This window comes from Stenotrophomonas sp. STEN225 (assembly GCF_056756445.1).
The window spans coordinates 1-13,206 of sequence record NZ_JBRRBV010000013.1 but is presented as its reverse complement, the minus strand read 5'-3'; the positions used below and the strand labels follow the sequence as shown (position 1 = coordinate 13,206).

12 protein-coding genes are annotated in these 13,206 nt (G+C 66.2%); 4 read left to right on the top strand and 8 right to left on the bottom strand.

The features are described 5' to 3' along the window. Positions 1-4: 4 nt before the first annotated feature. The 5 genes from ACVOJ1_RS13415 to ACVOJ1_RS13395 form a co-directional block, all read right to left on the bottom strand. Positions 5-532: a F0F1 ATP synthase subunit delta gene (locus tag ACVOJ1_RS13415; protein ID WP_053518737.1), complete on the bottom strand. Its 528-nt coding sequence runs from the start codon at positions 530-532 to the stop codon at positions 5-7. 2 nt (positions 533-534) lie between these two features. Further along, complete coding sequence (locus ACVOJ1_RS13410; RefSeq protein ID WP_053518738.1) at positions 535-1,005, bottom strand: F0F1 ATP synthase subunit B; 471 nt, start codon at positions 1,003-1,005, stop codon at positions 535-537. Between the two features lie 106 nt (positions 1,006-1,111). Continuing rightward, positions 1,112-1,417 carry a F0F1 ATP synthase subunit C gene (atpE, locus tag ACVOJ1_RS13405; RefSeq protein WP_005411133.1) on the bottom strand — a complete coding sequence of 102 codons (306 nt, stop codon included), beginning with the start codon at positions 1,415-1,417 and terminating at the stop codon, positions 1,112-1,114. Between the two features lie 73 nt (positions 1,418-1,490). After that, on the bottom strand, positions 1,491-2,291 hold the full coding sequence (atpB, locus tag ACVOJ1_RS13400; RefSeq protein WP_053518739.1) for a F0F1 ATP synthase subunit A: 801 nt from the start codon (positions 2,289-2,291) through the stop codon (positions 1,491-1,493). 30 nt (positions 2,292-2,321) lie between these two features. Next, entirely contained in the window at positions 2,322-2,687 is a 366-nt protein-coding gene (locus ACVOJ1_RS13395; RefSeq protein WP_180876808.1) for a hypothetical protein, read from the bottom strand. A 460-nt stretch (positions 2,688-3,147) separates the two neighbouring features. Here ACVOJ1_RS13395 and ACVOJ1_RS13390 point away from each other — a divergent pair, with 460 nt between their 5' ends. After that, a complete protein-coding gene (locus tag ACVOJ1_RS13390; protein WP_053518741.1) occupies positions 3,148-3,966 on the top strand; it encodes a hypothetical protein in 819 nt (272 codons plus the stop codon). A 779-nt stretch (positions 3,967-4,745) separates the two neighbouring features. Here the strand turns inward: ACVOJ1_RS13390 and lpdA are convergent. The 3 genes from lpdA to ACVOJ1_RS13375 form a co-directional block, all read right to left on the bottom strand. Continuing rightward, a complete protein-coding gene (gene lpdA / locus ACVOJ1_RS13385; RefSeq protein WP_111186219.1) occupies positions 4,746-6,554 on the bottom strand; it encodes a dihydrolipoyl dehydrogenase in 1,809 nt (602 codons plus the stop codon). 107 nt (positions 6,555-6,661) lie between these two features. Beyond that, the gene (aceF, locus tag ACVOJ1_RS13380) at positions 6,662-8,374 is read right to left on the bottom strand and encodes a dihydrolipoyllysine-residue acetyltransferase (RefSeq protein WP_193396447.1); all 1,713 of its coding nucleotides are present in this window, start codon (positions 8,372-8,374) and stop codon (positions 6,662-6,664) included. A 167-nt stretch (positions 8,375-8,541) separates the two neighbouring features. Further along, positions 8,542-9,057, bottom strand: a complete 516-nt coding sequence (locus ACVOJ1_RS13375; RefSeq protein ID WP_253120377.1) for a DNA-deoxyinosine glycosylase — start codon at positions 9,055-9,057, stop codon at positions 8,542-8,544. A gap of 187 nt (positions 9,058-9,244) precedes the next feature. On the opposite strand from ACVOJ1_RS13375, the gene ACVOJ1_RS13370 reads away from it, so the two are divergent. The 3 genes from ACVOJ1_RS13370 to glpK all read left to right on the top strand — a co-directional run bounded on the left by ACVOJ1_RS13370 (position 9,245) and on the right by glpK (position 13,113). After that, a complete protein-coding gene (locus ACVOJ1_RS13370; RefSeq protein ID WP_053520322.1) occupies positions 9,245-9,880 on the top strand; it encodes an OmpW/AlkL family protein in 636 nt (211 codons plus the stop codon). A gap of 158 nt (positions 9,881-10,038) precedes the next feature. Continuing rightward, positions 10,039-11,550, top strand: coding sequence for a glycerol-3-phosphate dehydrogenase (gene glpD, locus ACVOJ1_RS13365; RefSeq protein ID WP_111186221.1), 1,512 nt, complete (start codon positions 10,039-10,041; stop codon positions 11,548-11,550). Positions 11,551-11,613: 63 nt separating this feature from the next. After that, on the top strand, positions 11,614-13,113 hold the full coding sequence (glpK, locus tag ACVOJ1_RS13360; protein WP_277381102.1) for a glycerol kinase GlpK: 1,500 nt from the start codon (positions 11,614-11,616) through the stop codon (positions 13,111-13,113). The last annotated feature ends 93 nt before the right edge of the window (positions 13,114-13,206 follow it).

Below are 13,206 nucleotides of genomic sequence, written 5' to 3'. Positions count from 1 at the left end.
GAATTCAGTTAGCGAGCGCGGTCTGCAGGCGGGCCAGCTTGCCCTTCAGCGAACCATCGATGACCACGTCGCCGGCGTCGATCACGGCGCCGCCGATCAGCGAGGCATCGACCGCAGTGGTCACATCGACCTCGCGGTTGAAGCGCTTGCGCAGCGCGACCTTGATCGCGTCCAGCTCGCCGGCCGACAGTTCGGCGGCCGAGGTCACGGTAGCCTTGACCACGTGCTCGGCTTCGGCGCGCAGGGCGTCGAACATGCCGGAGATCTCCGGCAGCAGCGGCAGACGATGCGATTCGGCCAGGATGGCCAGGAAGCGCGAGAAGCTTTCGCCGTGGGTCGCCGGCGCCAGCAGGGCGACAGCGTCGTCACGACCGAGCTCCGGGTTGGCGAGCAGGGCCGCCACGCGCGGGTCGGCGGCGACGTGGGCGGAGAACGCCAGGGCGTCCGACCACGGCGCGAACGCGCCTTCGTCGCGCGCGGTCGCGAACGCGGCGCGGGCGTACGGGCGGGCAAGCGTGAGGGCCTGGCTCATCCTTAGATCTCCGAGGCCAGCTCGTCGAGCAGCGCCTTGTGGGCGTTGGCGTCGATTTCGCGCTTGAGCAGCTTTTCGGCACCGGTCACGGCCAGCGCGGACACCTGCTTGCGCAGATCTTCACGGGCACGGTTGGCGGCGGCGTCGATCTCAGCCTGGGCCAGTTCCTTCTGACGGGTGGCTTCGGTGATCGCTTCGGTACGGGCTGCGTCGACGATCTGGTTGGCGCGCGCGTGGGCCTGGTCGATGATCTCGTTGGCCTTGGTGCGGGCTTCCTTCAGCGCTTCGTTGACCTTCTCCTGCGCCTGGGCCAGATCTTTCTGGCTGCGGTCGGCAGCAGCGAGGCCTTCAGCAATCTTCTGCTGGCGCTCTTCGATCGCGTTCATCAGCGGCGGCCAGATCTTGGTCGCGATGATCCAGATCAGACCAGCGAAGGCGAGCGCCTGCGCAAGAAGGGTGAAATTGATATTCATGGTTAGCTCGATCGCTGGTTTCGGGGTGGACGCGCCGCCGGGGCGGCGCATCCGGCCTTCATCCGAAACCGGGTGCATCAGCACCCGGTCGTCTCAAACCGCTGTATCAGCCGGCCAGAGCCTTGGTGACGGCACCGGCGAAGGCGGCCGACAGCGGGTTGGCGAAGGCCAGCAGCAGGCCGACGGCGACCGAGATGATGAACGCGGCGTCGATCAGGCCGGCGGTGATGAACATGCGGACCTGCAGGACCGGGATCAGTTCCGGCTGGCGGGCGGCCGACTCCAGGAACTTACCAGCCATGATGGCCAGACCCAGACCGGCGCCCAGCGCGGCCAGGCCGATCATGATGCCGACGGCGAGGGCGGTGGAGCTCTGAATCTGCGCGAAGTTGGTCAGGACGGCGAAGTACATGGTTATCTCCAGGAACTTAAGTTGCTAAGGGTGATGAAACGGATGAAGGTTGAAACGCGTTGAAGCTTGAAACTCAGTGAGCGTCTTCCGACAGGCTCAGGTACACGATCGACAGCATCATGAAGATGAAGGCCTGCAGCGGGATCACCAGCAGGTGGAACAGCATCCAGCCGAGGCCGAACGCACCACCGGCAATGGCGCCGAAGAAACCGGCACCACCCAGCACCCAGATCAGCAGGAACACGATTTCGCCGCCGAACATGTTGCCGAACAGTCGCATCGCCAGGGAGATCGGCTTGCTCAGCCACTCGACGATGTTGAGGATCAGGTTGAACGGCATCATCCACTTGCCGAACGGAGCCGTCAGGAACTCCTTGATGAAGCCGCCCAGTCCCTTGGACTTCAGCGCGAAGAACAGCATCAGGAAGAACACGCTGATGGCCATGCCCAGGGTGGCATTGACGTCGGCGGTCGGCACCGGCTTCCAGTAATGGATGCCCGCCAGCTCCAGCGGCTTGGCGATGAAGTCGGCCGGGATCATCTTGATGAGGTTCATCATCAGGATCCAGAAGAAGATCGTGATGGCGATCGGCGTGACCAGCTTGCTCTTGCCGTGGTAGGTGTCCTTGGCCTGGCGGTCGACGAACTCCAGGCAGATCTCCACGAAGGCCTGCCACTTGCCCGGCACGCCAGCCGTGGCCTTGCGGGTGCCCAGCCAGAAGGCGACCACGATCACCAGGCCCATCAGGACCGCGGTGAGGAAGGTATCGACGTGGATATGCCAGAACATCCCGTCGCCGTTGCCGACCGGTGCGGTCAGGTTCTGCAGGTGATGCTGGATGTAGCTGGTAGGGGTTAGAGCCTCGCCCGCCATGTGTCCGGAACCTTAGTTAATTGAATTCTGTCAACGCCTGGCCATCGCCAGGACCTGGAACATCAAGCCGACGGCGATACCGGCCAACAGCGCCAATGCAGGCAGCTTGAAGACCAGGAACCCCACCAGCAGGACGCCGAAAACGACTACCCACTTCGCCACGATCGCAATGATCAGCCGTGCCATTGCCGACCCCGCAGCCAGGGCACCCCCGCCCAGCGCCATCCGTGCCGCGACCCAGCCACCGGCCGAGATCGCCACGCCGGATGCCAGGGCACCGAGCGCGTACTTCGGCCCTACCAGCAGGAAGGCCAGGGCCAGGACAGCCACTGCGGCCAGCGGGTAGACCGCGGCGCGCAGCATCAGTCGCCGACCCGCTTCAACGGAGTTCAGCACAGGACGTCCCGCGTGGTTGCAAGTGGAGGGCTGAGGCGGCTACAGCAGGGGGGCCTCATCGAGCCGCCAAATTATAGCAATGGGACAATTTGCGAGACAACCGCTGCCTGTTCATCCCGGAAGGGCGCAAGTTGCGGTAACGGTTACATTTTTGCGTGCCGCCCAAGGGACAATGACGTCCACATGATGCTGCGGTGCAGCGCATTGAACTTTGGTCGCACGCCTGGGAACTTTCCGCGACCTTGCCGGTCCGACCTTCCGACCTGCCTGCAGCAACCTCGTCGACGCTTCGCCCCGCAGGTCCTCGATGGCCCCGAAGCCCGGCTCCGGGGCCATCCTTTTTCATGGTCGTGACAGCGCTGAACCGTGCACACGCCATCGACCATACGTTCACGCATGGTGGACGAGTGCGTCCTGCACAGTGGGCTTCATTCTGATGAACCACTGCAAGGACTCTTCGATGCGCTCCGTCCCCACCCTGCTCGCCCTCTCCCTGCTTGCCGCCGGCGCATCGTTCGCCAGCGCCGCCCATGCCGCCGAAGGCGATGACCGTTTCGCCCTGCGCCTGGGTGCGATGAACATCGATTCGGACAACACGCTGCGCGGCAACACCACTGTCGCCGGCCAGGACGTCGGTTTCTCGGAAGATTTCAAGCTCGGCGGCAAGGAATGGGAACCGCGGGTAGACGGCATGTTCCGCCTCAGCGACCGCCAGCGCTTCCTGTTCAACTACTTCAAGTACGACAAGGACCGGCGCGAGACGCTGGGCCAGGACATCTCCTTCGGCGGCGTCAACGTGCCGGCTGACAGCTTCGTCAAGGCCGAGCTGAAGTACCAGGTGGCCAGCCTGGTCTACGACTACTCCGTTGTCGACACCGACACCTTCGATCTGGGCCTGCAGCTGGGTGCGGAGTACGCCAAGGTCAGCACCAAGGGCTATGCGGACCTGGGCACCGTGTATGAAGGCCAGTTCCTGGACGAGAAGACCGACGGTGTGGCACCGGTGGTCGGTGCACGCCTGAGCTTCACCCCGTCCGAGAAGTGGATGATCACCCTGCAGGGTCAGTACCTCAACACCCGCTGGGGCAGCTTCGACGACTACAAGGGTGACCTGAGCCGCGCCAATGCCATCGTCGATTACCGCCTGACCAAGAACTTCGGCCTGTTCGCCGGCTACGACTGGTTCAAGCTGGATGCGGACAAGAAGGGCAGCGACGGCACCATCGGTCTGAAGCAGGAATTCAAGGGCCCGGTGGCCGGCGTCAGCTTCGTGTTCTGATTCCTGCCCCTTCCATCGCACTCTCTCCTGGCGCGGCCTCCGGAACATCGGGGGCCGCGTTTTTTTGTGCTGCTTTGTCCTGCCGGGGTAAAGCGGCATGGTCGAGCGCTGGAGGGAGAGGGGCTGCATGCGAATGTCCCCCGGCGCCGGCCTACCGTCACCTCCTCCTTTACTTCGCACGCAGCCCCCTCTCCCTCCGCGTGTCAGGCCGCCACGCGCCTGTTGAAGTGGCTCTGTGGCTGGACCCTCCGCACGCCGAGCCGCTGCGCGAGTGGCAGGCGTTTGGACAAAGTAAAGGAGGAGGCGACCGCCGCAGGCGGACGGCGGGGGACATTTGTCCAAGCGCCTGCCGCTCACGCAGAGGCCCGGACGCTCGCGATCACACATGCCGCAATCGCAGGATCGCGGGTGCGCAGGAGTGAGAGGAGGCTGCATGCGAATGTCCCCCGGCGCCGGCCTGCGGCCGTCACCTCCTCCTTTACTTCGCATGCAGCCCCCTCTCCCTCCGCGTATCAGGCCTCCACGCGTCTGCTGAAGTGACTCTGCGGCTGGACCGTCCGCACGCCGAGCCGCTGCGTGGGTGGCAGGCGTTTGGACACAGTAAAGGAGGAGGCGACCGCCGCAGGCGGGCGACGGGGGACATGTGTCCAAATGCCTGCCACCCGCGCAGCGGCCCGGAAGCTCGCGACCACAGTCACCGAAGCCACAGAAGCCACCAACAAAAAACCCGGCTTTCGCCGGGCTTTCCGTTTCACCGGGCATGGCCCGGCGCAAGCGCCTTACTTCTTCTTCGGCATGTACAGATCGGTGATCGTGCCGTCGTAGATTTCCGAAGCCATCGCCACCGATTCACTCAGCGTCGGATGGGCATGGATGGTGTGGCCGATGTCTTCGGCTTCCGCGCCCATCTCGATGGCCAGACCGATCTCGGCCAGCAGGTCACCGGCATGCACACCGACGATCGCGCCACCGATGATGCGGTGAGTCTCTTCATCGAAGATCAGCTTGGTGAAGCCCTCGGTACGACCGATGCCGATCGCGCGGCCACTGGCCGCCCACGGGAACTTGGCCACGCCGACCTTCAGGCCCTTGGCCTTGGCCTCGGTCTCGGTCACGCCCACCCAGGCGATCTCCGGATTGGTGTAGGCCACCGACGGAATCACGCGGGCCACCCACTCCTTCTTGTGGCCGGCCGCCACTTCAGCCGCCAGCTTGCCCTCGTGCGTGGCCTTGTGGGCCAGCATCGGGTTGCCGACGATGTCACCAATGGCGAAGATGTGCGGCACGTTGGTACGCATCTGCCGGTCAACCGGGATGAAGCCACGCTCGGTGACCTGCACGCCAGCCTTCTCGGCATCGATCTTCTTGCCATTCGGCGAACGACCCACGGCGACCAGCACGCGGTCGAAGGTCCCCTGCGCCAGCGCCGGCGACTGCCCTTCCTCGGCCGCCTCGAAGGTCACGGTGATGCCCTTGGCATCGGCGGTGACGCCCGACGCCTTGGTCTTCAGGTGAACGTCGATGCCCTGCTTCTTCAGGCGGTCGGCCAGCGGCTTGACCAGGTCCTTGTCGGCGCCCGGCATCAGCTGGTCCATGAATTCGACCACGGTGACCTTGCTGCCCAGCGCACCGTACACGGTCGCCATTTCCAGGCCGATGATGCCGCCACCGACAACCAGCAGCGAACCCGGCACTTCGGCCAGCTCCAGCGCGTCGGTGGAATCCATCACGCGCTTGTCGTCCCATGGGAAGTTCGGCAGCTTCACCGCCTGCGAACCGGCGGCGATGATGCACTTCTGGAAGCGCAGCAGCTGCGTGCTGCCGTCAGCGGCGGTGATCTCCAGCTCGTTGGCCGACAGGAACCGGCCGACACCCTGCACGTTGCGCACCTTGCGCTGCTTGGCCATGCCAGCCAGACCCTTGGTCAGCTGGTTGACGACCTTTTCCTTGTACTGGCGCAGCTTGTCCAGCGTGATCGTCGGCTTGCCGAACTCCACGCCGAAATCGCCGGCATGGGCGACTTCATCGATGACCGCCGCCGCATGCAGCAGTGCCTTGGACGGAATGCAGCCGACGTTGAGGCAGACGCCGCCGAGGCTGGCGTAGCGCTCGACCAGTACCGTATCCAGGCCGACATCGGCTGCGCGGAACGCGGCGGTGTAGCCGCCCGGGCCGGAGCCCAGCACGACCATCTCGCATTCGATGTCGGCCGGCTTGCCGCTGGCCAGCGCCGGCTTCGGTGCGGCCGGTTCGGCCGGGGCACGATGCGACGGGGTGACCGGCGGCTTGCTGGCCGGGGCGGCGGCCGCCGGCGCAGGTGCGGACGCCTTGGCCGGGGCCTCGGCGGCTCCTTCGGTGTCCAGCAGGACCACCACGGCCCCCTCGGACAGCGTATCGCCGAGCTTGACCTTCAGTTCCTTGACCACACCGGCGGCCGAGGACGGCACTTCCAGCGTGGCCTTGTCCGATTCCAGGGTCACCAGGCCCTGGTCCTTCTTCACCGTATCGCCGACGGCGACCAACACTTCGATCACCGGCACATCGCTGTAATCGCCGATGTCGGGAACCTTGACTTCAATCGTGGCCATGGTGGTTTTCCTCATGCCCGGCCGGGGTGGCCGGCGGGCTGTCACTGCGTTTCGTCAGGCGGCCGCGCCAAGGGCGACGGCCACACGGTGGGGGCGAAGCGGGTGCCTTACAGCAGCACGCGACGCATGTCGGCCAGTACCTGCGACAGGTACGTGGTGAAGCGTGCGGCCAGGGCGCCATCGATGACGCGGTGGTCGTAGCTCAGCGACAGCGGCAGCAGCAGCTTCGGTGCGAATTCCTTGCCATTCCAGACCGGCTGGATGGAGGACTTGGACACGCCCAGGATGGCCACTTCCGGGGCATTGACGATCGGGGTGAACGCGGTGCCACCGATCCCGCCCAGCGAGCTGATCGAGAAGCAGCCGCCACTCATGTCGGCCGGGCCCAGCTTGCCGTCGCGCGCCTTCTTGGCCAGCTCGCCGGTTTCCTGCGCGATCTGCACCACGCCCTTCTTGTCGACGTCGCGGATCACCGGCACGACCAGGCCGTTCGGCGTATCGGCGGCGAACCCGATGTTGAAGTACTTCTTCAGGGTCAGGTTCTCGCCGCTGGCGTCCAGCGAGGCGTTGAACTCCGGGAACTTCTTCAGCGCCGCGGCGCTGGCCTTGATCAGGAAGGCGAGCATGGTCAGCTTGATGCCGGCCTTCTCGTTCTCCTTGTTCAGTGCCACGCGCAGTGCTTCCAGATCGGTGATGTCGGCCTGGTCGAACTGGGTGACGTGCGGAATCATCGCCCAGTTGCGGGCCAGGTTCGCGCCGGAGATCTTCTTGATGCGCGACAGCGGCTGCACTTCGGTCTCGCCGAACTTGCTGAAATCGACCTTCGGCCACGGCAGCAGGTTCAGCCCACCGCCTGCGGCGGCAGCGGTGCCGCCCGCGGCCGGAACGCCACCACTGAGCGCGGCCTTGACGAATTTCTGCACGTCACCCTTGGTGATGCGCCCGCCCTTCTCGGTACCGCTGATCTGCAGCAGGTCCACGCCCAGCTCGCGGGCAAACACGCGCACCGCCGGGGTGGCATACGGCACCTTGGCCGGCAGCACGCCATCGGCGTTGAACTGTACGGGCGGGCTGGACGGAGCGCCGGCCGACGCGATCTCACGAGCCGCCAGCTTGTCCGGCTGGGCGGGCACAGCGACCGGCTCGACCTTGGTGGCGGTCTCGGCAGCGGCCGGGGCCGCCGCAGCCGCTTCGCGGGTCGGCGCCGGCGCAGCAGCACCCTCGGCTTCGATGATGGCCACCACATTGCCCTGCGACAGGGTGTCCCCCACCTTGACCTTCAGTTCCTTGACCACACCGGCCACCGAGGACGGCACTTCCATGGTCGCCTTGTCGCTTTCCAGCGTGACCAAGCCCTGATCCTTCTTGACGGTGTCGCCCACGGCGACCAGCACTTCGATGACCGGGATGTCGGTGTAATCGCCGATGTCCGGCACCCGGGCTTCAACCGCACCGCCACCGGCAGCCGGGGCGGCCGGCGCGGCAGCCGCCGGGGCCGGGGCGCTCTGGGTGGCAGCCGCCGGGGCAGCGGCCTTGGCCGGGGCCGGGGCCGGAGCGGCCGGCGCTGCGGCCTCGTCTGCCGCCACTTCGATCAGCGCCACGACCTTGCCCTCGGACAGGGTGTCACCCACCTTGACCTTGATCTCCTTGACCACACCGGCCACCGAAGACGGCACTTCCATGGTCGCCTTGTCGCTTTCCAGCGTCACCAGGCCCTGGTCCTTCCTGACCGTATCGCCAACGGCGACAAGCACCTCGATTACCGGGATATCGCTGTAGTCACCGATATCGGGGACAAGTGCTTCCTTGATTTCGGCCATGGGGATAACTCCGGCAATCTGGTGTAGGGAAACGTCTATTGTGCGGCCAGCGGGGGCCAGCGCCAACCGTTACAGGTGTTTTCAGTACGCACGCAGTCGGGACACGCTGTTGCCCATGGGGCGCAGGCACCTCCAGTGGGTAGCGTATTGTCCGCACGATGTCCGCTTCATGTCGCCAGTGCATCGGCCACCGGCTGCCAGGCCTGACGCAGGCGCTGCAGCGACCAGGCCGCATTGGCCGGGCTGGTCGAGGGCAGCGCCAGCACACGCGGTGGCTCCCCCAGGACAGGCAGCACCCAGCGCTGGAATGCCTGCATCGACGCAGCACCATTGCAGCCGATCAGCTGCAGCTCAGGCAGCAGGGCGATCAGTTCCGGCAGCGCGTTGGCCACTTCCGTGCCACGCACGATGTCCGCATCCAGGCTGCCCCGGCGCTCGCATCGGCCGATCACATCCCACACCCCGACACCGGCGGCGTTCAGGGCGCGCATGCGTTGCGGATAGGGCAAACCAGCGTCAAAGCCGCAGATATCGGACATGAGCGGCCAGAAACGATTGCGTGGATGCGCGTAGTACTGGCCAGCGTGCAGCGACGCAGCACCCGGCATCGAACCAAGCAGCAACACGCGCGATCGCGCGTTCACCTGCGCGGGCAGGCCGGTGCAGAGCGTTGGCGCGCTCACGGTTTGTGCAACTGCATGAACATTCCTCCAGAGCAAAAACCCCATGAAAACAGGCTTTTCGAACTCATCGCTGAACAGAGCGAACTATTTTTTAACGCGCGTCGGATTCGATTCATGTTGAGGCGACTACGGTGTGCTCGCCCCGCAACCGGGGGCCCAAAAACAAGAAACATTAGGAGATACCCCCATGCGCTCCATCCGTATCCTGAGTCTCGCCCTGCTGACCTCCGCCGCCTTCGCGCCGGCCGCTTTCGCCCAGGACAGCAGCACCACCGACACCGCCTCGGGCAAGCATTTTGCCGTGGTTGGCGGCGTCACGCTGCTGCAGCCGAAGAATGATCCGATCACCGGCGTCAAGAAGCTCGATGGCGGCCCGGCGCCGACCGTCAGCTTCAGCTACTACGTCAACGACAACTGGGCCGTTGAGCTGTGGGGCGCTGCCGACAAGTTCGATCACCGCGTCAAGGGTCCGGGCAACACCCGCCTGGGCAGCGTCGAGCAGCAGCCGGTCGCGCTGAGCGGCCAGTACCACTTCGGCCAGGCCGACAACGTGTTCCGCCCGTTCGTGGGCGTGGGCTACTTCCAGTCGGCCTTCAGCAACGAATCGCTGGCTGACGGCAGCAGCTCCGACATCCGCCTGAAGGATGCCAAGGGCGTGATCGGCACCGTCGGCGTCGACATGAACATCAACTCCACCTGGTTCGCCCGTGCTGATGCCCGCTACATGCGCGCCCGCCCGGACGTGAAGGTTGGTGGCGAGAAGATCGGCGAAGCCAAGCTGGATCCGTGGACTGTCGGCGTGGGTATCGGCGCCCGCTTCTAAGCACCGTCTGCTTCACTGTCTGTACGCGACGGGCCCTTCGGGGCCCGTCGTCGTTTTCGTCACCCGCGTTCTGTGTAGAGTCGGGTCGTGCTCGACTGCTTTTTTCCGGACGTCGAGCAGGGCTTGACTCTGCAAAGGACGGAAGGCCGGTGATCGGGATGGACAATGTCGACCTGCTGGTGATCGGAGGTGGCATCAACGGCGCCGGCATCGCACGCGACGCCGCAGGCCGCGGCCTGCGCGTGCTGCTCTGCGAGCAGCACGATCTTGCGTCACATACCTCCAGCGCCAGCAGCAAGCTGGTCCATGGCGGGCTGCGCTACCTGGAACAGGGCGAGTTCGGCCTGGTGCGCAAGGCGCTGGGCGAACGCGATGTACTCCGCAGGCAGGCGCCCTGCCTGGTCCGGCCGCTGCGCTTCGTGCTGCCCTGGGAACCCCACCTGCGGCCACGCTGGATGCTGCGGCTCGGCCTGTGGCTGTATGACCACCTCGGCCATCGCGGCGCAGCGTTTCCGGCTTCGCGCGCACTGCACCTGCCACACGACCCGTTGGGCACGTGGCTGTCGCCATCGTTGCACCAGGCCTTCAGCTATACCGACGCGCAGGTGGACGATGCACGCCTGGTATTGCTCAACGCGCTGGATGCCGCGCAACGCGGCGCGCGTGTACAGGTTCGCACCCGCTGCGTCGAACTGCACGGCGAGCAGGGCCACTGGCGGGCGGTACTGGTCGATGCAGCGGGACAGCAGCAGACGGTGCATGCACATGCCGTGGCCAACGCGGCCGGTCCCTGGGCCGGAGGCCTGCTGCAACGCATGCAGGCGCGCAGCGGCACACCGGCCCTGCGCCTGGTGCAGGGCAGCCACATCGTGCTGCGCCGGCCCTGGCCCGATGACAGCGCCTGCCTGCTGCAGCAGCCCGACGGACGGGTCGTATTCCTGCTGCCCTTCACCCACGACCACCTGCTGGTGGGTACCACCGACACCGACTATCAGGGCGATCCGGCGCGCTGCCACGTGCTGCCTTCGGAAGTGACATACCTGTGCGAGGCGGCCAACCGCTATCTGCGCCAGCCGATCACGGCGACGGAGGTGGTCTGGCAGTTTGCCGGCGTGCGCCCGCTGCTGGCCGACCCGGATCCGCGCGCGGCACGACTCAGCCGCGACTATCGCCTGCAGTTGCAGGTGCAGGGCGCGCCCGCCGTGCACGTGCTGGGGGGGAAGCTGACCACCTACCGCGTTCTGGCCGAAGAAGCGCTGGATCTGCTGCGGCCCCACCTGCCGCAGATGGGGCCGGCATGGACGGCAGCCGGGACGCCGCTGCCGGGCAGCGACTGGGGCGATGCCGTGCAGGCACGCTCTCACCTGCGGAGACTCGCACCGTGGTTGCCTGAGGACACTACGCGGCGCTGGGCCGAGGCCTATGGCAGCCGCAGCACCGAGCTGCTGCACGGGGTGCAGGGCATGGACGATCTCGGCGAACACTTCGGCGGTGGGCTGCACGCCCATGAGGTCGTGTTCCTGCGCGATCACGAATGGGCGCATACCGCCGAGGACATACTGTGGCGGCGGAGCAAGCTGGGACTGCGGCTGGACACCGCACAGGTGGCACGCCTGCAGGACTGGTTGGAGGAACAGCAGCACCAGGCCATGCCCGGCCGATCGCGGTGACACCCGGCATGGCCCGTCGCTGCCGATGCAGTAGGATTTCCCCATCGCTACCGGAGACGCCGCATGACGCCCCGCTACGTGCTGGCCATCGATCAGGGCACCACCAGTTCGCGCGCGATCCTGTTCGATCACGCCGGCGACATCGTCGGCAGCGCGCAACGTGAGTTCGCCCAGATTTTCCCGCAGCCCGGTTGGGTGGAACATGACCCGCGCGAGATCCTCACCAGCGTCTACGCCACGCTGACCGAGCTGCTCAGCCGCGAACAGATCGACCCGCGCCACATCGCCGCACTGGGCATCACCAACCAGCGCGAGACCACCGTGGTCTGGGAACGCGCCACGGGCCAGCCGATCCACAACGCCATCGTCTGGCAGTCCCGGCAAAGCCAGGCCATCTGCGAGCGGTTGCGCTCGCAGGGGCACGAAGCGCTGATCCGTGAACGCACCGGCCTGCTGATCGATGCCTACTTCTCGGCCACCAAGGTGCGCTGGATCCTCGATCACGTGGAAGGCGCACAACAGCGCGCGGAGCGTGGCGAACTGCTGTTCGGCACCATCGACAGCTGGCTGGTCTGGAATCTCAGTGGCGGCCAGGCACACGTGACGGACTACAGCAACGCCGCACGCACGCTGCTGTTCAACATCCACACCCTGGACTGGGACGACGAGCTGCTCGCGCTGCTGGACATTCCGCGCGCCATGCTGCCGCAGGTGCGTGACTCCAGCGCGGTGTACGCGCACACCCGGCCGCAGTTCTTCTTCGACCACCCGATTCCGATCGCCGGTATCGCTGGCGACCAGCAGGCCGCGCTGTTCGGCCAGGCCTGCTTCCAGCCGGGCATGGTGAAGAACACCTACGGCACCGGCTGCTTCATGCTGATGCACACCGGAACGCAGGCCGTGCGTTCGCACAATGGCCTGCTGACCACCATCGCCTGGGGCCTGGACGGGCGCGTGGAGTACGCACTGGAGGGGTCGATCTTCATCGCCGGCTCGGTGGTGCAGTGGCTGCGCGACGGCCTGCGCATGATCGATCGGGCCAGCGACAGCCAGGCGCTGGCCGCGAAGGTCGGCGACAGCGCTGGCGTCTATCTGGTGCCGGCGTTCGTGGGCCTGGGTGCGCCTTACTGGCGCAGCGACGTGCGTGGAGCGATGTTCGGCCTGACCCGGGGCACCAGCAGGTCGCACTTCGTGCGTGCAGCATTGGAAGCAATGGCTTACCAGACCCGCGATGTACTCGATGCCATGCAGTCCGATGCTGGCATCGGCCTGAGCGAGCTGCGCGCCGACGGCGGCGCGATCGGCAACGACTTCCTTGCCAGCTTCCAGGCCGACATTCTCGGCGTTCCGCTGCTGCGGCCACGGCTGACCGAGACCACGGCGCTGGGCGCGGCCTACCTGGCCGGGCTGGCGGTGGGATTCTGGGAAAGCCGTGAACAGATCGCCGCGCAATGGGGACTGGACCGCCGTTTCGAGCCGCAGATGCCGGCATCACGGCGCGAGACGCTGTATGCCGGGTGGCAGCAGGCGGTCGCCGCCACCCTGGCCTTCCACGTCGATTGAGGGCGGCAGCGGGGGGGGCCGGCCCCCCGCGACCAAACCCACACCCCCCGCCCGGGCCCCCCCGCCCCCCCCCACACAAACCCCCGCCCCCCG

Coding starts and splice junctions, on each gene's coding strand:
- ACVOJ1_RS13415 (WP_053518737.1), bottom strand. CDS start 532: ATGAGCCAGGCCCTCACGCTTGCCCGCCCGTACGCCCGCGCCGCGTTC.
- ACVOJ1_RS13410 (WP_053518738.1), bottom strand. CDS start 1,005: ATGAATATCAATTTCACCCTTCTTGCGCAGGCGCTCGCCTTCGCTGGT.
- atpE (WP_005411133.1), bottom strand. CDS start 1,417: ATGTACTTCGCCGTCCTGACCAACTTCGCGCAGATTCAGAGCTCCACC.
- atpB (WP_053518739.1), bottom strand. CDS start 2,291: ATGGCGGGCGAGGCTCTAACCCCTACCAGCTACATCCAGCATCACCTG.
- ACVOJ1_RS13390 (WP_053518741.1), top strand. CDS start 3,148: ATGCGCTCCGTCCCCACCCTGCTCGCCCTCTCCCTGCTTGCCGCCGGC.
- lpdA (WP_111186219.1), bottom strand. CDS start 6,554: ATGGCCACGATTGAAGTCAAGGTTCCCGACATCGGCGATTACAGCGAT.
- aceF (WP_193396447.1), bottom strand. CDS start 8,374: ATGGCCGAAATCAAGGAAGCACTTGTCCCCGATATCGGTGACTACAGC.
- ACVOJ1_RS13370 (WP_053520322.1), top strand. CDS start 9,245: ATGCGCTCCATCCGTATCCTGAGTCTCGCCCTGCTGACCTCCGCCGCC.
- glpD (WP_111186221.1), top strand. CDS start 10,039: ATGGACAATGTCGACCTGCTGGTGATCGGAGGTGGCATCAACGGCGCC.
- glpK (WP_277381102.1), top strand. CDS start 11,614: ATGACGCCCCGCTACGTGCTGGCCATCGATCAGGGCACCACCAGTTCG.